This is a genomic window from Pseudomonas sp. NY8896 (assembly GCF_039634505.1).
Genome location: NZ_CP132351.1, coordinates 1 through 19798, shown reverse-complemented (window position 1 = coordinate 19798; position 19798 = coordinate 1). Strand labels below are relative to the sequence as shown.

Below are 19798 nucleotides of genomic sequence, written 5' to 3'. Positions count from 1 at the left end.
GGCACCCTCGAGACACTATTAGGACAAGGAAAATGAGGATAGAAACGTGGAATCTCAGATTTTGGGCGTCATCGGATCAGTGCTTCTTCTCGGTGCCATAGCCGCCCTATGGATCGGTCGACTGAATAGTGCCGCGGGGAAGGCTTCAGCTGGCGAAGAAGCGCATAGCAGTAACCACCATCTGGACGAAACACTTCCAGCAAAGCCGAAAATCAACATGGTTCCCCATGAATCTGCTACGCCGAACCAGACTTCACCTACAGAGCCTGAACGGGTGATCGAACTGGCGAAAGCGGAAGTACGTGTGGAAGAGCCCGTACTCGTCACCAGGCCGGAGGTGGATTGTGATGACGCAGCTATGAACCTCCAGCTAGCAGACCAGCTACTGATTGTCGGTGACTTCGAAGGTGTGGCCGAGTACGCCAAGCTCGTCCTTGAGATGGATACCGCATCGGTAAGGCAACGCGATCGAGCTCAGATCCTATTGAGACGAGAGATGGCTCGTTGAAATTTCATTACCGTTACTGCCGCTCGTACATGCCGATCAACTCGAAACGCAATGAATCCTTCATCATCCGTCACATCAAAGCCTGGTGAGCTGCGCCATACGCAGTTCTTCTTCGACACCTGGATCAGACTTACTCCCACGACTAGGCAGAACTGATCTTCGGCCACCGCGTAACTGTGGGCCAATCGCACATTGGATTCCGGCATTTTCAGAGTGAAGTGGACATCGCCATCATCCATCAGGTCAGCGCCGATGAAGGTGCCAAGAACTCCAAAAGCCTCGATCTCAGCACCGTACAGAGGTAGGCTCAAATTACTCATTCCAAAATCTCCAGCAGACATTCTGCGTGCTCACTTTCTCTCAGCTTTTTCAGGGCCTCACATTCGATCTGACGTACCCGCTCCTTCGAAACACCCATGATCTCGGAGAGGGTCGCAAGAGTCTGGGCTTCCGCTCCTCCAATTCCATAGCGTGCAACCACTACCTGCAGTTCCCGCTGGTTGAGAACGTCCCCGAGCACCTCAGTTATGTAGCCGGCGGCATCCTCCTCCATCACCTCCTCAACAAAGCTGTTGTTCGAGTCCGCGAGCAGATCGTGCATCCCCTCCGCCTCTGAACTGCCACTCTCCTGGAAGGTGGAGTCAATAGACATGGGCTTTCCTACACCCACGAAGTAGAGGAGATTCTCGACGTCATCCATCGAGAGTCCACAAACCTTGCTCAGGTGCTTTTTGGATGCATTCGGTTGCTCCTTCAGAGCAGCTGTAAGCTTGCTCAAGGCTCCATGTGATCCTTCAGGCAAACGGATCAGCTCCTGTTGGGTGAGGTCACGCAGGATCGTTTGACGAATCCAAGTCATGCCCAGGGTCGAAAATTTGAAGCCCATCTCCGGTGCGTACCGGTAGATGCTTCTCACGAGGCCCAGTTGAGCTGCCGAACGGACTTGCTCGAGGTCTGTGGCGAAGCGATACCCAGAGACGATCTGGTCAACCAGGCGCATATTCGCATTGGCAAAGAACCCTACGGTCTCGTGAACAACCCGCTCGGCAGAGTTGAATCCCTCCAAGGCGGCCAGCAGTTGCTCGGCCGGCATATCTGCAGTCGACGCCGCAGAAAGGATGTCCCGCTGCTTTTCAACGATCTCTTGGCGCAGCCGGCGCAACTCTCTCTGAGGATATAGTTTCAACTCGTAGCCCCCAGAGAGCATCAGACCAGGCATCAGCTTGGGTGACGTCCACTTCCCGTTGATGATTCTTGCGACCTTGGAACGAGGAAGGCGAACCTCCTCTGAGATGTACTGCACCAAGCCTTTGCAGAGGCTGGACAGGTCCTTGCACTTGGTTCGGAATTCTCCGGCCGCGCGGTTCAGGATGATGTCGTAGGGCAGGATCTCCAGAACCTTCTTCTGGATTTCGTCTCGGACAGCTGCCACGAACAGATTGTCCTCGAAGCCGGGGAGAGCGAACGCTTTCAGTTCCGCAATCAGGGTCTGGATGGTGTTCAGTTTCTTGCGAAGAATGGATGCAAACTCACTGTCAGGAATTGAGCCCGCGCGAACCCATGCTCCGTCCTGGAAGATTAGTGCGGCGGCCTTATCGACGCTATCGTTCTCGCCAATGGAGTTCCAAATGTCGGTCACCAACCCTTGCAGAATGCTGGTGTCGCTCGATATTGCTTTCAGCAGGCTGAGTTGGCCAAGAATGATGCGGTAGCCCAGGGACTGTTCCTGGCTCAGAGAAAGCAAAGCCTTGGGGCCTTCCAAAGAAGGCAGGGCCGGGAGTGAGTTAGGCAACAGGAAGCCCTTACGGGCCTCCTGGGTGGCTATGCGGCAATCGAGCTTAGTGTTGGTGCCTTCAGTCAGGCTAGAGCGGTCGGTGTGGCTCATTTCTTGCCCCTTCAGAGGTCCGCCTTAGAGGCGAACCGGCATGAGTACGAATTTCTGATGGGGGCAGTCTTTGGCCTTGATGAGCGTGCCAGAAGCAGGGCCGGAATAAAAAAGCTGCAGGTCGGTGCTGGATACAGCTTTAAAAGCTTCCTGTGCGTAGCGACTGTTGAACCCAACATCGAAAGGGGCCGCGTCGAAGTCACACGGCAGCAGGTCTTCGGCTTCTGAAAGGGCATCATTCGATACAGAGACGACCTCGACCCTTTGTTGGCCAAACTTGAGGCGGACTGCCTGGGACTTAGCATCTGAGAGGAGACTGACACGAGCAACAGCGCTCGTGATCGCATCACGGTTCAAGTTGATCAGTTGACCAGTCTCTGCACGCTCAATGAGAGCGCAGTAGTTAGGAAAGGCCCCGTCGACAAGGCGGGAGGTCATGGTCCCATTGACTGCGGTAAAACTGACCAGATTGCCAGAGTGGGTGATGGTGACGTAGCCGTGGCTGGCAAAGCTGGCAACGTCCTCAAGGCAGGCGACAGGCAGAATGAACTTCATGGATGAGCTTTTCTCGATCTGGAGTTCTACCATGCCCATTCTGTGTCCGTCGGTGCCCACGAGCGTCAGCTTCCCTTCCGAGGCCTCGAACAGCAGCCCGTTCAGGTACTGACGCACATCGTTCCGGGCAACGCAAAATGCGATACCACGGATGCCGTCCCTCAAGGAATGCGACTCGATAGTCAGTGCCGTTTGGACCTGGCCATCGGAATGCAAAGCCTTGGGGAAAGAGGACGCAGGTAGGGTGGCGATGCTGAATCGTGAACGTCCACAGGTGACAGTGGCTTTCTCCTCGCCCACGGATACAGTCACATCACGATCTACGGGAAGAGAGGAAACGATCTGTTCGAGTTTGGATGCCGAGATGCAGACGGAGCCAGCTTCACGAACGATCAGGCTTGGGTCCTGCAGGTGAAGGCTCATCTGCTGGTGGCCATTATTCGCCGTTACATTGAGGTGGCCATCCTGAACATCGATCAGGAAATTGCCGTTGATATCGCCGGCCTTCTTAGATGCGACGCGACCGCACTGTTTGAAAATGGCAGCTAAAGGTGCAGCCTGGACAGTGAACTTCATGGGAGTCTCCTTCTGAAAGATGCTCCCATTTACGGCGATGCGCGGCTGTGCCAGAACCTGTACAGCATGTCCTTTCTGGCTGAAAAACGCCCATACGTGTAGAGGCCAGCTACGGACTGGAATACAGAGAGTTATCCGCCGAGTTATGCACAATTCCTGGGGAAAAAGGTCTAGTGTGAATCGCGGAGGAAGTCAGCTAACCGGCTTGCGACCTCGGTGCGATTGGCTTTGAAACTTGCCTTTTGGGTGAAGCGAGATGCGTCGACCAGCATAGAAGTGACCATCGCCCGATTCCCGGTGTTTCGGTAGTACCGCGCCACCACAAGATAAGCCCGCAAACGAGCCGAATCAGAGCTGAATTGGTAGAAGTCATCGGGTATGGGGCGGTACCCATCGATGACCTGGCCGACAAGATTGAACAGCTTCAGGTTGTCCGCAGACCTCACCCCTGGAATCCCATCAGCGGCCCTGACCAGGAAATCCCGAGCATCGAGTTTTAACCCCTGCGCCAGGTAGGTGATTGCCATTTCTGTAGCTGGTTCAACCCCTGTCTCTGGGTCTTTGGCGAAAAAAGCAAGAAGGTGGTTCTGGAGAGCCGAGGATCGCTCCAGATCGCCCTGAGCGAGTAACACCTGCAGGCGAAGAAGCAAGGCATCCATGTAAGCTCGCTCATCGTCTTTGCTTAATACATCCAGGGCTTGACCAAGGGCTTTGTCATCCTTGGCCTCGGAAGAGATCTGCACGATCAGCGAAAGGGCATAGGTACGGGCGTCCTTCCCATCGATCTGTTGGGCGGCGGATAGTGCATTCCGAAATCGGCCCTGCTGAGCTTCTTGGACTGCTGCGGAGGCTTCTTCCCAGTAGAACCCTTTGGCAGTGCAGGAAAACGCCTCTACTGAGGACTGAAGCGATTTCAGAGCCTCTGGGAATTGAGCTCCTGCAATTCGAACCGCAGCAGCTGCTCTCCACATAGCGTCATCACGAACCGCTCCGCTAGGAGCTTTCTGTAGGTGGGCCGAAATCAGGTCCGTGAGACATACCTTGTCAGCAGTTTTGTAACAGTACGCAGCGGGCCTATCCGTCACCCAACGAGGTTGTTCAACCGCGCACCCTCCCATGAGAATGGGGAACAGTATGACTCCCAGATTCCACACCTTCACGCTGGCAGCTCGAGCTGGTGGGCAACAAGACCAGTTTCGCATGCTAAATCGTATGCTGCTTGAGCAAAGGAAGCTTGGCCATTGGTGCCCAGAAGAAAGACATGGGTGGCCTGGCTGATCGCGTTCTTCGCAAACTCTCCAGCGCTTTGAACCCGAGGAAGAAACCGCAGCGGAATGTAGCGTCGTGCCGCATAAGCAGCGGATCGCATGGATACCCCGCCATCAGCCGAGACGATGACTTCGTCAGGCTGCCGGACGTTGAAGATGTGATCGAGGACCTCATCAAAAGCCGAACTCCTCAAGGCATTAGGCGAATCGTCCCCGGCGAGCAAGACTTTTCGCAATGGATCGCCAGAATGAAGCCGCTCGTATATCTCTTGAATCGCCTCATTGACCAGGCCCACAGGGCACACACATCCTGGATGTGTTATGAGCGGTACCATTGCATCTTTGTGCTGTACCAGTTGCATCCAGAGCCCTGCGCGGACCATTGGTGCTTTGATCTCATCCCAGTCCGGTCGGCGGACACCTTGGGTGATTCCTGCTGTTTCGAGGATGAAGTCATCGCGGTCCTCGATACTCAGAATGTATCGACGGTAGCCCTCGTCCAAACCGCGGAATTTCTCTGCCTCAATGAAGTGCATGAGGGAGAGATAGGTCTCCACCTGCCGTCCTTCGCTGCACATATAACCTTGAAACGGTCTGTGCTCGTATGGGTCGAAGACTGGCGGTGTTTCAAAATCCATCATTGATCATCCCCTTCAAACGATGAAGTCGTTCCCGAAAGCCTTGGACACCTGCTGCCGTCGGGTACTGCTGACACATATCCTCCGCTCGTTCCATGAGCTGTTCCAGCCGAAACGAACCGCTGAAATCTCCCCGGACTCTCTGATCCACATGCCGCAGCCATACTCCTCGGTCGCTAGGCGATAAGGCATCAGGCAGGTATCTACCAAGCATCCGGTTACCGAGATCCCGAAGTCGGCGGTCAGTGCCAGTTAAGAGGAGGTCCTGCCAGGATTTGAACCCCGAAGAATGCAGCTGGCGCATTAGGTCGAGGTCAGATGAAGGGAAATCACCCGCCCACATTCGGTGGTCAACGTCTGCGGGCTGAGCGTTTAGCTGCAGCACCGGTTCATCCCGCAATCTGCCCACCAGGTGTTTCGCTGATGTCAGGCGCTGGATGTTCGCCTTCACTGCGGAGACATTGATGCCCAGGCGCTTAGCATCATCCGGTTGAATTGCGCTCAGCGGGGCCACGAAGGGGATTCGGGACATACTGATGTGGAAAAGCGGCGCGGAGCGGTCCCCTTTGTTTGCCCTAGACAAATGCTGTAGTGACTCCGTGGAGTCTGAGCATAAGCTTGAAAGGTCAGCCTCTAAGTCCACCATGCAAATCAGGTCGGGATAACTCACGTCAGCTGCTACTGGCATAGCGAGGATTGCTCCACGATTATCGGGGAGCGTGGGATGTACCATCACCACAGGCTTCACACTCCGCAGGTCCCAGACTTCCCCCCCATCAAGGCCCAAGAGTGCCTTGATCTGGGACGGTGAGCTGACTGTGACGGCGTGGCGGAGAAGCTTTGGGCTCGATTCCGAGATTTTGGAAAGAACCTCTTTGACCCGAAGTGCCCGGTTCTCACTGCCGAATCCCGCATCCCACATGAGAAACTGGTAGAGGCCGCCAGCTCCACCAGTAAGCGTCTCAACATTCCAAGGGCATTCTCCTGGTCGGATCAGGAGGATTGCTCGAAGTAGGACATCCAGATCGAGGAAGTGGGCAGTATCAGGTACGCCCAGGCAGGGGTACGGGAGCAGATTCCGGTAAAACGAAGCTCGAATGAATGGATCGTGCCTTGTCGTTGATCCAAAGGCTATATGGAGAGTGTTCGGTCGGGTGAATTCCGCGAAGACCCTTCTGGCCCACTCTACTTCGCTGCAACCCTGGTCGAACGCCAGTAGGGCCAGGTCACTATTCATCACAACATCAGGATCGAGGAAAACGTCGTCTCGGAGCTTGATATGGGTAGTTGAGAGGTCTACCGATCCTCGGGCTGGATAGACTGCGGAGTCAAAGCGAATAACCTGGCCCTCGGTTGGAGAGCGCCCGGCAGTGACTGTGTCGTAGAAGTGTATGGTTGGCATGAGTTCTTCACCTGGTTCGCCCTAATAGTGGGGGCCAGGTGCCCCTGAACAGCTGCCATGGTTCAACATCGAGTAGTAGGTTCCGACCAGGGCCTTCGCTGGAATGCTGGAATCTGCTCGATATACTCGGGAGGAGTCAGTTAAAGAGGTGGCACGTGTTGAATGGTGGCGGTTCCATTGCCCTGGTTTGCCTGGATGGCCGAGTGCATATTGCCTCGGTGCAGGCGGATGTGCTTGCGGTGAATTCAGTTGCAATCTGCGGGGATGAACTGGCAGGTTCCCCTGAGATTGCCTATGTGGACATTGGCGACCTGCCCCACCTTCACACGTTCACAATCTGCCCTCGCTGTACTACGGCGTATTTGCGCTCAGGATATCGGGAGCGGGTACTTGCCGCGCTTCCGGATCAGCCTGCCGACGTATCACCACAGGCTGCGCTGGAGGCCATGTATGTCTCCCACAACCAGCTCACACTTTTCTGAGTTTCGATACCTTCCCTTTCTTGCCTGTTGCCTTCGGCTGTTTCGGCGCAGGAGGAGGGAAGGGGTAACTCATCTGCTCTCCTGTGCCCAAGTTCAACACAAGCCAATGCTTGGACGTTTCACCAGTACGCAGTAGCTCCCACACGATGCCCATCCCTGCCGTGGTCACCGCACGGTTCACAAGGCAGTCCTGAGTACGAATGGACTCGGCTGCTGAGCAAGATTTGGTGTGGTCATCTTCCAACGAGGGTATTTCCGGGTAGGCGTCGAGGACATTCGGGAATCGGTCGCGCATGACTTTGTTGATACCACCGAAAACCACCTGACCATGACGGTGTCCATTCCCGAGGTCGAGCCACATGCAGTTATGTTTGACCGCTTCGCAGGCGCCGATGGCCACTCGGGCCGAGGGTAGGTCTACTGCTGAAATGATGAGATCAGCATTGCCAATAGCGTCATCAGTTGCGCGAGAGGGGAAGCGATAGGGGAGTCCCTCCCATTTCATCCCCAGCAGCAGGTTGTATCGATTGGCCAGACTGATTGCTTTGTACTGGCCGAGGTCGCAAGGCCAGAAACGCTGACGTACAAGATTCGGTTCGCGTACAACGGAGTCGTCGATGATGGTGACATGCAGGCCATGCTTGTGCCCGAGCGAAATCATGGCGTGATGGAACTGGGCGAGGCAATCCACTACTTCGCTGCCGTTCCCACCAGCCCCGATGACGACAATTCGTGGCGCGCTCGACAGCCATGAGTCTGGAGTCTTGAAGCTGATGGTTTCCGGGATCAAATTCTGAACGGCTCCCATGACTCAACCCTCCCCATTGATTGCTGCTTTGAGGGTCAGAGGCTTGCCTTTGACTTCCGTGAGCTTGAGGCAACGGTCAGGGAACTTCTTCGCTTGCTTGGCTGAAAGGTCACGGTAGAACTGCACCAACTCGTTGAAGTCCTTGATACCCTTGAGGGGGATAACCCCTCCGCCGTGGGTATTCGTGCTCTCCAAGACAAAACGCTGCCAGATGGGAATGTTCTCGATCAGGATTTCTCGCGGCAGATTGACGTTACCTGAGCAGAATGTGCCGTTGTTATAGGTGTTGCCCAGCGGAGCGAAGTGCAGTTCAGTTTCCGGCGTCGGACGGCTCTTGCCTTTGTAGGCATAGCAGCGCAGTACACCGCCAGCCAAGTAAATGAGGCCGGGGATTGGTGCTTTGATAATCTCGCCACGGAACGGGATTTCCAGCACCTGGGGCGCGGTGTACCACACCAATTTGTTGCGGCCCCGCACCAGCAGGTTCTCAGGCAGGAACTCGATGCTGGGTTCTTCTTCCCGAAGGAGGTCGATCAACACCTCTTTGTCCAGGCTCGAAAAGGCTCGGCCAGCACCAAGGGTGAAGGTTTTCCCACCCTCCAGAGGCAAGACCTCATGGCTGGTGATATCAAGTCGATGGGTTTCGACGTGGCGATGGATGAGCATGGCGCGGCATTCGACTTTTTCACTGAGCATGATCGTTCCTTAGAGAGCTTGGGTAAGGCGGCTGAGCAGCGATACGCACTGCTTGGTTTTGTCCAGTATCGTCACGGTCTGCTGTGCCAGAAGCTCTCCATCCAGTGGAAGCGCCAAATGCAGATCGCCCACACCGTTTACCCGGTCATCGAAGCCATTGCAGGCTTCATCTTCGAGCGTGCTGTACTCACCATGAATCGTCACAACCAGCGTCTCGAACACACCTACCCCTTCCTCGGCTGAGCCCTGGAGGTCGTGCTCACTGATTGCTTGGCTGCCCTCTACTGCGTACCGATGGCAAAGCTCAAATGCGTCCTTGATCACTTCCAGAACAGGCTTGAACAGGCTGCCAGCGTTGATGGAGTCCTGAACCTGTCCCATCAACTCTTGAATTTCGACTGGGTGGTTGGAGTCCTCCCCATGCGTCAAGGTGAAATGGGTGCGTCGAGTCAGGTTGTCCATTTCTTTCAGCTGATACGCGACCCCCTCGATGAAGTCTTCATCGCGGTCGTCACCCTCGATCCCCATTGCCCATGCCTCAAAGGGGAATTGTTCCTCTGGTGTCTCCAGCAAATAGGCGGTCAACTCTTCAGGGGAAGAGTTCTGAATGCGTTCTTTGATCGCACCATATGCATCCGCCAACCCATGATTGTCGTAGCTGTAAACGCCCATGAAGCTGGAAGGCGTGTGGAAATGAACAAGGTAAGTGGACATGGCGTCCAGTGCTTTGAACAGGAAGACTGCTACCTCACGGAATTCCTCGCAATCCTCTGATGGCAAGGTCAACTCGTACCGGTTGAAATACTTGGCGCTGATGATGAACTTCGCCCCCTGAACGCCGAGGTAGAGCCAATCCTTTACATCCGGGCAATCGGCTGTAGCCAGATCAACAAGGCTTTGTTCCACCTTCTGTATGAGGTGGTAGGCGCAGTTGGGGCCTAGGGCGACCAAGTCCTCTACCGACTCAGGAGTGAAGAGTCCTGCTTCGATGCACGCCAGCGTGGTTTGCGCTGCGGGTTGGAGTTCGTACGCCGGGGTTTCAATGAGCTTGGTGCGTCGCTTGATTCCAGGAATTAGCCCGACCTTTGAGAACCCAATTCGGGATTCAATGGCCTCGATCACCTCATTGGTGACTAGGTGCAAGCCATAGTCGTTTGGATAGGCGTTGAGCCAATCCAACTCCTTGTCACCGATCAGGCCGCCATCGTGAGCATCAAGACAGAAGGCAGCATGACTCTTGCGGTCTACAAGGTGGCTGTATTCGCCAAATGCGTGGCTATGGGCCTCCCGCATGGCCGTGGTGACCTGCGGGAGAGCCAGAGGGCTCAGCGCGGAACTTGGGAATTGATAGTTCCGGGGGAAGCTGGAGAGTTCAAGAGCGCCCATAGCCGCCTCAACTGTTCGTTGGATAGATCGTGGTCGGAGTTGGTCGGGACGGAGCGGGCGGAGGAATCTCCGTCCGCCCACGCCTTGAGGGTGGAGAGGGCGTCCTTAACCCTTGTCTCCGAAGCTGGCTTCACGGAATTCGTAGACATAGCGGTCGCCCTCAGAAATAGGTTCAACAATCTTGGCGCCTACCAGTCGTGGGAACTGGCGGCTGTAGTGTTTCAGCACGTCGCTCGGCTCCATGCTCGGATCGGGATCGTCCAAGTCGCGCCCGGCATAACGGAAAACACGGTCCAGGGTGACGATTGCGATGCTCATAGTGTCGCTCCTCAGAAACGTTCAGCGAGATTTGCGAAGGGGGCGGGAGTTGCCGCCTGGGCTGGAGCCGGGGTGGTGGAGGCCTTGGTTGCCGGCTCAGAGCCACTCTCCAGTTCAGAATCGTCGCTGTCGTCCTCTGCTGGAACGCTGTTCCCTTTCGCGGTTGTGGGTGCGCTAGGAGCAGGCTTCGCTGCTTGCACTGCCGCCTCGCTCAGCTTGCGGATTTCGTCCAAGGCGGACATGCCGTGGTTCACTACCTCCGCATGACTGCGGACACGCTCGAATAGCGCGGCTTCCACTTCATCCGGGGTGCCCGACAGCATCATCGGCTTGGCGATGGCTGCGCGCAGTTTGATCTCGGTTTCGGAAGCGTTTGCAGGTGTGGGGCCGATGTTTGCACTCAGCACCACTTTCACACGGCCTCCTTCGAGGCCGGAGACGTCGATGTTGATGCGCTTGGTGCTGTCGGTCAGCGCTTGGCTGATAGCGGTAAAGAAGGTGGTCATTAGGGGCTCCTTGGTTTCGATGAGGTTATTGTTAGGCCGAGCGACGTGTGCCAGAACCGGCCTGAACAGAAATCTCAAATGCTTCGGGGAGATACCCGGCCCAAGAGAATTCTTTGAATTCCAGTACCGCTTTGATCAGGGCATCTGTTTTCTCGGTCGAGAGCTTGCCGAAAGCCTTGTCGCCGTGAACCTCGTTGTACTTCGCTTCGAATCCTGACCGCTTGCAGTCCGCGATGATTCCCGCTTTCACCAGAGATTTGAGGTAGTTCTCGCTCATTTGGAAATGCTCAACCGGCTGCATTCCTTCATGCTTGATGTAGGCAATCGACTGACTACCCGGAAGCGACTTCTCGAAAGAGTCGGCGCTATCGTTACGGAAGGTGGTGCAGGACGCGAGATTGGTCAGCAGTTCCAGTAGTTCAGATTCCTCCAGCTTGGCCAGTTCTACCTCCACATTGCAGCGGCTGCTGTCCAGCATGGCGTCAGGCATGCCCAGCTTCTTCTTGATCCGGTTAGCCAGCTCGTGAGGCAAGCTGCTGCGCATCTCCAGGTACATACTGACGACGGCGATGGCCAAGGCGAGCCTGCGATTGCCTTGAACTGCCTTGGAACCCATCTGGCCATAGAGGTTGAATGCCTCACGGCGGATAGACTTCTTCAACGCCTGCGGTTGTGCAGGCTTGTCCTTGCTTTTGGCCGCAGCAGGTATCGATGCCTGAGTGTTGGTCGAGGCAGTTTTGGACAGAGGTTCAGTCGCGCTATTGTTTGGCTCATGGGCGTTCTCCTGCCCAGCCGCTTCTGCGAGTGTGGCCTTGTAGGTTTCTCGCATGTCCTTGTTGCAGTTACGGTCGAAGCAGTAGCCCCCCGCAACGGTCCCTTCGTGACCCGCTGTGGTACTCACTACGGCCCCATAGTTGGAGCAGGACAGGCAGGCTGTGATCTGGCTATCACCAACGCCATTCGGCCCTTTCGCTTCAAGTTGGACATAGCCGTCCTTTGGCAGTGTCAGGTCGGTATGCACTACCCCGAACTCGTCGCGGGCCTCGATGAGTTTGACTTCAATCAGTTGGCTAGTTTTCTGGTTCCAGCAGGTGGCGTTCTGGCATTTGGCACCGGCTACTGAGGTGTCGAACAGGTCCGCGTAAGCAGCCGAATTGTGGCGGCACGACGCGCAGTCCTTGGTGTCGAAGCGAGCGGACGAGATATCGCGGGCAATCGTAAAGAGCCGGTCCTGGGTGTCTTTAACCGTCAGATTCTGATCGATGATCTTGGCCAGGATGGGTGCCTGCTCGCTTTCCACCAGACGGCACAGCAATTCAGCGTGGCCGATCTTGATTTGACCTTGTAGCAGAGCATCGCGGACTTCCGGGCAGGCTCGGGAAAGCATGATCCGACTATCGAGGCGGGTACGGGACCAGCCGAGCAGCTTCATCACCTCCGTGTGATCGTTGCCGCAGTCAGCCAGTACAACAACGGCATGCTGTGCTTCTTCAATCGGGGTTAAATCCGCACGTTGCATGTTCTCGATGGCCGCGATGATCCGTGCTTGAGCCTCAGTGAGGTCACGGATGATCGCTGGGATTGTCAGGAGTTCCAGATCGACGGAAGCCTGCCAGCGGGTGTTGCCTGCGACTACCTCATAGTCGAACTCGGGTTCATCAACCGGGCGGATGATGATCGGTTGCTGCACCCCATGCTGACGTATGCTCTCCTTTATCTGAGAATAGAGAGCGGTGTTCCGGCCCTTACGGGGATCGACTGTAGGGTTGCGGCGAACGCGGGCAACAGCTACATGCTGCATATCGGCCTGTTCTGCGGAGGCTGCGTCTTGGGTGGGGATGTGCTGAATCACGGCGGTCATGGTGAGTGCCTCTGTGTGTTTGCGATGGGCAAACTTTCAGGGGTATCGGTGTGTGGCAGAACCGGGCCGCAATTATTTTCCGCAAGGCAGGGCCTAGCGGTTTGGGCCTTGATGTCCCCACTTCCAAACCGATATGGAGGGTTGAACTTATCGGCGGCTGGATGGATTCCGTTGCATGAACTCGGGAAGGATGACGCCTGAGAACGCTTCCTCATCGAGGAGTGGGAAATCGTCTATTCGCTTCCGGATGTGCTGGCCCCAACGATTAATAGCGGCCATCTGCTTTGGAGTGAGCATCCAGAAGCGGTGGAGATGCACTTGCATCTGCTCCAGGAACTCGCGTCGATCCTTGCTCGTGTGCTGAACTGCCTCCACAAGCCAGTGGTTGAGGCCAATGCAGCGTTTGACGTTGATTGGGCTCAGGACCGATTTGTTGGCCGCCGCGTTACGCATGGCGCCGCCGATCTGCTTGCGGAGATCATCTTCGATCTCTCCGCTTTGTTTGTACTCGACGTGAGCCAGCTTCAACACCTTCGATACAGCGAACTTGAAGCCGTTCATTGCTTCACATCGGAGGCGAACGTATTGCACTACCTCGTCTATGGGCGGGAGAGGAGGACGTTGTGGCCTAGACGTTGGTGATGTTCCAGCCCCTATCTCTGGAGTTGGAGATGCCTTTGATGGGGCCGATTCGTTGTGCAGCGCTGGTTCCTCAGCCACAACCAGTAGGGCCAGGCGAGATACATCAAGCAGCCGCTCTTCCGGCTGTCCCAGATGCTTCTTAGCGCAGCTGGGGCCAGCGAATGCTTCGGTACCGTCTTCATCGGTGATAACGATGCCCTTTTCACTGTGCAATGGCCGACGACAAAACGTGCAAATGGCCAGGGGAGGGAGGAAGTCTCTACGCAAATAGCTCCAAGTCATCTCGATTCCCTCCCGTTCAGGTCACCGCTGCATTTTGAGCAGGACGGTCCATTTGCCGTCTATGACCATTGGCTTGGTCTTGTTGGGCTGCAACCGAACAGTGTCAGACAAGGCGGTGTTCGTCAGCTTGACCTCCTGATTGGTCCCGCACTTGAGTTTTGCGCCGTCATTGATGGCGCTGAGAGAGGAAACCATCCCCAACACCTCGATCGGCTGTTCAGTTCCTTCGATCGGAAGCGAACGCAGCTTCAGCACAAGCCCCGTCTTGTATTCACCATCACGGCAGATTTCGCGCTTCGTCGCCGGGTCGACAAATGCGGCGTGGTAACGATGAGAATCACGGATGTCCAGTTCGTGAGCTTGGCCGTCGAACGGCACAATGAACACCTCCGGCTCATTGGAACCCACGATGACAGAAACTTGAGCCTGGCTTGCCTCGGCATTGCCAGCAATTACAAGAAGCAAGGGGAGAAGTCGCTTGATCACGGAGGTCCTCACAGTTTTTCAGCAAAGGTGCGGGTGATGAGACGCCAGGCCGCTTGTTCCATGAACGAGTCATGGTCCAGCTGGTCTTTGGGGGTCGCTTTCAGGTCTTCGGCTGAGACCTCCAATACTTCCACCTGGGCAGGCCCCCAGCTGGTAATTGGTGCCAACCCATAGCCGTCCTTCAGGATGTTGTAGAGGAATTCTTCCTTGCCTAGCGGGTACTCGATGCGGATGAAGCTTGGGTGCAAACTTTCGTAATAGCCCAGGATGTACTCCAGAAGCTCTTTGGCAGTCAGTTTGCTGAACGGGCAAGCCAGTGCTTTGCCCTGAAATCGCAGAACCGACTTTGTCGCCGCGGTGAGCTGGGTCATAGGGCCTCCGCAGACACGGTCACCCGAATCGGATCAACTGTCCCGAAGTCATACCGAACGACCTCACCACTCTCGCCGGCAAACCGAATATTCAAGCGATCCAACCGGATCACTGGATTGGTGCTGCTGTTCAGGTCAGCCTGCGGTACGTACATCCGATCCACCCCGAGGCAGAAGCTGATCGTGTTGTCCGAGATCTGAGGGCTTGCAGCACGGATGAAGAATCCTTCGGGGTAATGGAAAAGTTCGCCTGTTTTCACCAGCCCATTTGTGTCGACACCCAGCAGCCAAGACCGCTCCTTCTGAAAGTCTTTCATGACTACCTGATGCCCATTGTTCGAAGGCAGAACGAAGTCCAGGTCCTGACCGTGGCTCGAATCCGAGCCGCTATGGAGATTCACTTTCAGCCGGAAGCCAGTCATTTGCTTCAGCCCGGTCGGTTGATACGGCTCCCCATCCCGCCAAAATTTGGGGCACTGATCCGAAGGACCATCAGTACGCTCGATAACCTGGACAGTCCCGGAGTGAGACTTCGATTCGTAACTGTAGGAGGTCTCTTGCAACTCCTTGTTAGCGCAACCCGACAAGGCTACGGCCAGAGCAGCGAGAGGAACGAGCGTGATGATTCGCATAGTGGTCCTTTTCGAGTGCCAGGGCGAAATTGCCCGCTCCTGGATTGTTGGTTTCCGAAACCAGAACGATTTTAACGATCCAGCATATGGATTCACGCCAAAACGCGGGCTAGAAATCCAGGCTTGCTAATTGGCTTGAATGCGGCTGACGGGCTGTCAGAGTCGGAGTTTTCCGTAGAGGAGGGGACATGAGCACTCCGCAAGAAATGGCCTGGCTTACGACGATTTCTGTGCCCACGGTGCAAGCTGGTGAGAGGTATGTGCGTCTTACAGGACTCCCCGATAACCGTAGGAAGGAGGCCTGGAAGACGATTACGAGTAACCATCCTGGTTTAGCGTATCTCCTTCGGTCATCTGAGCTAAAGGATGTCGTCGCGTTCTTCGACGCAGACATTTACGTCGATGCGGATGTGGTGCCTGCTTTGCCGTCGGAGCCACTCAAAGGGCGAAAGCAGGCCTTACCCTAAAACGGTCTTGCCAACTCATCCTTGAGCGCGTTGAAGCGAGCTCGACGTTCTTCAGGGGTCAGTAAAGCCTCCTCCCCAACTTCATCGGGTATGAGATTTCCTGTATCGAGTTGAGCTGTAGGCGCGGGAACGTCAGGGAGTGACACCTCTGGAGGGCTCTCCCCGAATTGCTTCATCAGCAACTGTATCGCGGCTTGTAAGTCCTTCTGACCTTCGAGACTTCTGCAACCTGCGAGTTGATGACAGAGGTTGTCGATGGATTGCCTGATTTCATCTGGCGACGGCAGCTCACTCTGCAGCCATTGCTGAGCTTGACCTAGAGCGTTCATTGGGCCGACACCTGGCTCGGCCGGGCAAGCATTGCTCGGATGTTCTGAATTGCCTTGGCTTTCTCCTCCATGGTCAAAGGTGGAGTTGGTTGAACGTCAGGACAAAGCGGCGACAGATCTAACACCGAGGACGTTTTAACGGCCGCTTTGTCGGTTTGGGCCGCCTGGGGTGCTTCCGGTGTTTGGTACAGATCGAACATTTCACCGCCAGCGTCCACGTACCCTTCAATCAGTGCCTCGAGAGCTGTTCGACCGTCCTGCGGGTCGATCGACTTATCCTTCTGGGTCTTCTTGACCAGCCTCAAATGTGCGTCCTGAATTTCCTCGAGAGTCCGTGGAGCAGAAAGCCAGGTCTTTGCCCGGCTGGTGAGGGAGTTCTGGCTGTTGTTGGGCATGTGGTTCACCTCCTGAATTGGTAGGTGGATTCCCTCATGATGCTGCTTGTGCCAGAACCCTCAAGACAAAGGAAATATAAGGAAAAAGGAAGAATATAGGAGAGGCTCACAAATCCCTTTAAAAACAAGGATTTGAGCGGAGAATCGTGAGGCAAACCTGCCTAGAATCATGAGCCAATCCTCACTATGCCTGGCCGGCCTCAAGAGAATCGTGGACCAAACCTTCACTGTATAGAATCGAATCGTGGAGCAGACCTGACTATGCCGTCCCGAAACGTGGAGGAAACCTGAGTAGCCGAGCGGCTTTATCGACCCTAGCCCTGTAGATAAGTACCCCATAAAACCCCTGAGTGGAGCAAACCTCAGTACAACCGTGGAGTGAACCTGACTACTGGATAAACCGGTTAGGACGGATTGGCCCGGTTGAGCAGATCAGGAATCGATCGCTGGAGCAGCGGGGATCGTGGAGTAAACCTCAGTATCTTTCGGTGGACCCCAACGCTGGGGAATCTATGCGGTTGGGTACTGCATACGTGATGCTGCCGAGAAAGAAGGGGAATCGTGGGAGAAACCTGAGTAGTAGGAGCCTTCATGTGCGCAGGGATTGAGTTACATGCCCGGGACTGGATCGTGGGGAAAGCCTCGGTGTACGCCGGGGGCGGGCTGCGGGCCGGTGCAGAATCATGGACGGAACCTTCGTGTGCTCCGTTAGCTTGGCCGCGGGTCCAAGTCCAGATCGTGGGCGAAGCCTCGGTGCTGGTGGCGGCCGGGATGCAGCTCCAGGCCCTGATCGTGGACGAAGCCTCGGTGTAAACCGGGGGCGGGTTGAGGGCCGGGGCCAGAATCAGGAGGGGAGCCTTCGTGCGCGCCGTTGGCCAGGCCGCGGGTCCAGATCATGGGCGAAGCCTCGGTGTAAGCCGGGGGTGGGTTGAGGGCCGGGGCCAGAATCAGGGGGGGAGCCTTCGTGCGCGCCGTTGGCCAGGCCGCGGGTCCAGATCATGAGCGAAGCCTCGGTGTACGCCGGGAGCTGGGGCAGGCCGGGGGCCAGAATCATGGATGGAGCCTTCGTGTGCGACCTTGGCCTGGCGCGGGTCCAGGCCAATATCGTGGGGTGAACCTCAGTGTGCGCCGGGGCTGGCCCGCGATGCTGACCAAACATCAATCGTGGACTAAACCTCAGTGCTCGATGAGCCTGGAAGTGATAGTGGATCAAAACCAGGAATGGGGGAATAGAAGAGAAATCATGCTCCAAACCTCAGTAGCGATGCACTGAGGTTTGGCTACCAACTAATGTGGCCAGCCTTTCGACCTGACTCAGAGCCCATTGACCAGTCGGTAATGTGTCTGAGACCGGCAAGAGTCGAACCGGGAGCCATAACAACCGGTCTGACTGCCCCTATCCCAATGTTGACTAGGTGAAGTACCGAGCCCAATCGCTCGAGCAGTTTGCGTATGCCTCGGGTACCGATCCTGCGTCGTGAATTTCTCCAATCCGTTTCTGATAACGCGCGGTCATTGCACATGCTCAGGATTGCATATCGGGCCTGCTCCAAGACCATCTTGGCCTCAGGGACCTCGAGGCACATTTCATACACTGCAACCCGACCAGCAGTGTCGAGACAAAGCCAGCCCGCTTCATTGAACAGCCGCTCTGAGGTACAGATCGGATGAGTTGGCGTCATTTCCGTATGGTTCCACTTCCCTTCCATGTAGTTGAAAGTTGGTGTTGCGTAGAGGGCGGATGGCCATTCACTGTCCACGCGGCCATATACGTAGCCAGGTCCGGTGTACTGGACAACCTCGTAATAGTCCTGAATACGTTCCAGCACGAGGGCTGTCGCCCTACGGACATGGTCTGCAGTGATCACATCCACCAACCCAAACTGAGCGCGAATCTTCTTGCGGTTTAAGGGAGCTAGCGCTCCACATTCGCGAGCACTGGCAATTGTTTGTGCGGGGGATGGCTCGGCCGACATCTACTTACCTCCTGAGTGATAGGCAGATTGTCTATGAGAAGAAATGGTGCCAGAAGGTCCTAGGGGAGATACGTGGACTAAACCTGAGTAGTGGAAGGTTCGGTGGAGGTGCCGGCAGGTGGGCTGCCGGCAGACCGCAGGTCAGCGCGCCCGCTTTGCCATCAGCTGAATTTCTCGGCGAGCTTCAGCTTGATGCCCTTTGATGATAGTGGAAACAAACTCGTTAGTCGGCCAGAGTTTGTAAGTATAGTCTTTTGCCCCTTTCCCCTTTGACTTCGCAATTTTGGTGTGTTCGTAACGCTGGATAGCCTTTTCTTTAACTAACTGCTCCAACGCAATGTTCATCGCGCGAAAGTCTTCCGGCATTCGGTTCGAAAGACCTCGAGCTGTGTTAGATAAGAAATCTACGAGTGAAAAAGTAAACGGATGGCTTGGAGATGCGTTTCGCCATTTGAAGGAAAGCATCTTGTATAGGACACGAGCAATGCCATTCGTAAGTCCCATGGATGTGGTGTATTGATAAAGCCGGTAATCACCATTTGCTATGCTTCTTGAAATAAGCGGGTGAAGAACAGCTTTGCAAAGCACTGAACTTTCAGGGTCGTCATCCGGAGAGGGCTGCACGTATGCGGAGCTTCTTTTATTTCTACTACGAATAGCCAGGAAAGGAAGGTAGGTCGATTTAATGTCAATCACCTCGCCATCCGCCGTCCGAGTCTGGATAGTAAGAGGAGCTTCGCTGAGGATTTCTAAGGCTTCCCGGAGCTCTGCGTACGTATAAGTATGCTTCTGCGACTGAAGCTCTTTATGTAGTTCATAAAGAGTAAATTGAACAGAGCACTCAGCCTCGTTAAATTTGGCGTTGCCTTGTGTTGAAAATTTGCGAAGTGCTTCTTCAACGAACTCCTCACGAGCGCCGGGGAAAACACCAACATCTTCGACTTGCTTAGACAGCTTGCCATCCACCTTGAGCCGCTTCTGCATTGGAACAGCTTTAAGAATTACACGAAACGGCTCCCCGTTAATCGTACCTTCCTTAACAATAGTCATTTCGGCGACTGAGCGAACAGTCTTCCCAGACCATGCGAACCGTGGAAGCGCATCATAAATGCTAACCAGATTGCCCAGATCGTTATCATCGAGAGTGATCTGGTATGCCGAGAACAAGGGCAGCGTTGATGGTGCCGCAGGCTCCTGGATTCTTTTTCCAGTAGCTTTGCTTCTGATGCTATTCAAACGGGCTACGACTCCCGTTTCTTTCCTCGAGAGGGATTGCGAATTACAATCGAGGCCTGTGAGCAAGTCGTTCTGTGATTCGATTACATCCAT

General features: G+C 55.3%; 21 protein-coding genes. 2 read left to right on the top strand and 19 right to left on the bottom strand.

Going from position 1 to position 19798, the window contains the following annotated elements; translation table 11 throughout:
* Positions 1 to 46 precede the first annotated feature (46 nt).
* Complete coding sequence (locus Q9451_RS31645; protein ID WP_123085496.1) at positions 47 to 508, top strand: hypothetical protein; 462 nt, start codon at positions 47 to 49, stop codon at positions 506 to 508.
* On the opposite strand, the gene Q9451_RS31640 is transcribed toward Q9451_RS31645, so the two are convergent.
* From Q9451_RS31640 to Q9451_RS31615, 6 genes are all read right to left on the bottom strand, one after another.
* Entirely contained in the window at positions 475 to 828 is a 354-nt protein-coding gene (locus tag Q9451_RS31640) for a hypothetical protein (protein WP_079743069.1), read from the bottom strand. The two genes, Q9451_RS31645 and Q9451_RS31640, sit on opposite strands and share 34 nt — an antisense overlap.
* Positions 825 to 2393 carry a sigma factor-like helix-turn-helix DNA-binding protein gene (locus Q9451_RS31635; RefSeq protein ID WP_057382974.1) on the bottom strand — a complete coding sequence of 523 codons (1569 nt, stop codon included), beginning with the start codon at positions 2391 to 2393 and terminating at the stop codon, positions 825 to 827. The genes Q9451_RS31640 and Q9451_RS31635 overlap by 4 nt, the downstream gene beginning before the upstream one ends.
* 24 nt (positions 2394 to 2417) lie before the next feature.
* Positions 2418 to 3524 carry a DNA polymerase III subunit beta gene (dnaN, locus tag Q9451_RS31630; RefSeq protein WP_172688471.1) on the bottom strand — a complete coding sequence of 369 codons (1107 nt, stop codon included), beginning with the start codon at positions 3522 to 3524 and terminating at the stop codon, positions 2418 to 2420.
* Between the two features lie 170 nt (positions 3525 to 3694).
* Positions 3695 to 4495 (bottom strand): hypothetical protein, encoded by an 801-nt coding sequence (locus tag Q9451_RS31625; protein WP_057382972.1) that lies wholly within the window; start codon positions 4493 to 4495, stop codon positions 3695 to 3697.
* 185 nt (positions 4496 to 4680) lie between these two features.
* Positions 4681 to 5433, bottom strand: coding sequence for a hypothetical protein (locus Q9451_RS31620; RefSeq protein ID WP_057382971.1), 753 nt, complete (start codon positions 5431 to 5433; stop codon positions 4681 to 4683).
* Complete coding sequence (locus Q9451_RS31615; RefSeq protein ID WP_172688470.1) at positions 5420 to 6832, bottom strand: hypothetical protein; 1413 nt, start codon at positions 6830 to 6832, stop codon at positions 5420 to 5422. Before Q9451_RS31615 ends, Q9451_RS31620 begins: the two co-directional genes overlap by 14 nt.
* A gap of 155 nt (positions 6833 to 6987) precedes the next feature.
* Here Q9451_RS31615 and Q9451_RS31610 point away from each other — a divergent pair, with 155 nt between their 5' ends.
* Complete coding sequence (locus Q9451_RS31610; protein WP_123085493.1) at positions 6988 to 7314, top strand: hypothetical protein; 327 nt, start codon at positions 6988 to 6990, stop codon at positions 7312 to 7314.
* Here the strand turns inward: Q9451_RS31610 and Q9451_RS31605 are convergent.
* The 13 genes from Q9451_RS31605 to Q9451_RS31545 form a co-directional block, all read right to left on the bottom strand.
* Positions 7301 to 8122, bottom strand: a complete 822-nt coding sequence (locus Q9451_RS31605) for a PRTRC system ThiF family protein (RefSeq protein WP_123085492.1) — start codon at positions 8120 to 8122, stop codon at positions 7301 to 7303. The two genes, Q9451_RS31610 and Q9451_RS31605, sit on opposite strands and share 14 nt — an antisense overlap.
* Positions 8123 to 8125: 3 nt before the next feature.
* Complete coding sequence (locus Q9451_RS31600; protein ID WP_172688469.1) at positions 8126 to 8818, bottom strand: hypothetical protein; 693 nt, start codon at positions 8816 to 8818, stop codon at positions 8126 to 8128.
* Positions 8819 to 8827: 9 nt separating this feature from the next.
* A complete protein-coding gene (locus tag Q9451_RS31595; protein WP_172688468.1) occupies positions 8828 to 10204 on the bottom strand; it encodes a hypothetical protein in 1377 nt (458 codons plus the stop codon).
* A 105-nt stretch (positions 10205 to 10309) separates the two neighbouring features.
* A complete protein-coding gene (locus Q9451_RS31590) occupies positions 10310 to 10522 on the bottom strand; it encodes a PRTRC system protein C (RefSeq protein ID WP_010792614.1) in 213 nt (70 codons plus the stop codon).
* A gap of 11 nt (positions 10523 to 10533) precedes the next feature.
* Complete coding sequence (locus Q9451_RS31585; RefSeq protein ID WP_172688467.1) at positions 10534 to 11028, bottom strand: PRTRC system protein E; 495 nt, start codon at positions 11026 to 11028, stop codon at positions 10534 to 10536.
* 31 nt (positions 11029 to 11059) lie between these two features.
* Complete coding sequence (locus tag Q9451_RS31580) at positions 11060 to 12889, bottom strand: PRTRC system ParB family protein (RefSeq protein ID WP_172688466.1); 1830 nt, start codon at positions 12887 to 12889, stop codon at positions 11060 to 11062.
* A gap of 147 nt (positions 12890 to 13036) precedes the next feature.
* Positions 13037 to 13450 (bottom strand): hypothetical protein, encoded by a 414-nt coding sequence (locus Q9451_RS31575; protein ID WP_235375667.1) that lies wholly within the window; start codon positions 13448 to 13450, stop codon positions 13037 to 13039.
* 384 nt (positions 13451 to 13834) lie between these two features.
* The gene (locus tag Q9451_RS31570) at positions 13835 to 14299 is read right to left on the bottom strand and encodes a hypothetical protein (RefSeq protein WP_172688464.1); all 465 of its coding nucleotides are present in this window, start codon (positions 14297 to 14299) and stop codon (positions 13835 to 13837) included.
* Positions 14300 to 14307: 8 nt separating this feature from the next.
* Positions 14308 to 14670: a hypothetical protein gene (locus Q9451_RS31565; protein ID WP_172688463.1), complete on the bottom strand. Its 363-nt coding sequence runs from the start codon at positions 14668 to 14670 to the stop codon at positions 14308 to 14310.
* Positions 14667 to 15302, bottom strand: coding sequence for a hypothetical protein (locus tag Q9451_RS31560; RefSeq protein WP_123085160.1), 636 nt, complete (start codon positions 15300 to 15302; stop codon positions 14667 to 14669). Before Q9451_RS31560 ends, Q9451_RS31565 begins: the two co-directional genes overlap by 4 nt.
* Before the next feature lie 463 nt (positions 15303 to 15765).
* Positions 15766 to 16098, bottom strand: coding sequence for a hypothetical protein (locus Q9451_RS31555; protein WP_172688462.1), 333 nt, complete (start codon positions 16096 to 16098; stop codon positions 15766 to 15768).
* Positions 16095 to 16493 (bottom strand): hypothetical protein, encoded by a 399-nt coding sequence (locus tag Q9451_RS31550; protein WP_123085157.1) that lies wholly within the window; start codon positions 16491 to 16493, stop codon positions 16095 to 16097. The genes Q9451_RS31555 and Q9451_RS31550 overlap by 4 nt, the downstream gene beginning before the upstream one ends.
* A gap of 2117 nt (positions 16494 to 18610) precedes the next feature.
* Positions 18611 to 19798: a replication protein gene (locus Q9451_RS31545; protein WP_123085154.1), complete on the bottom strand. Its 1188-nt coding sequence runs from the start codon at positions 19796 to 19798 to the stop codon at positions 18611 to 18613.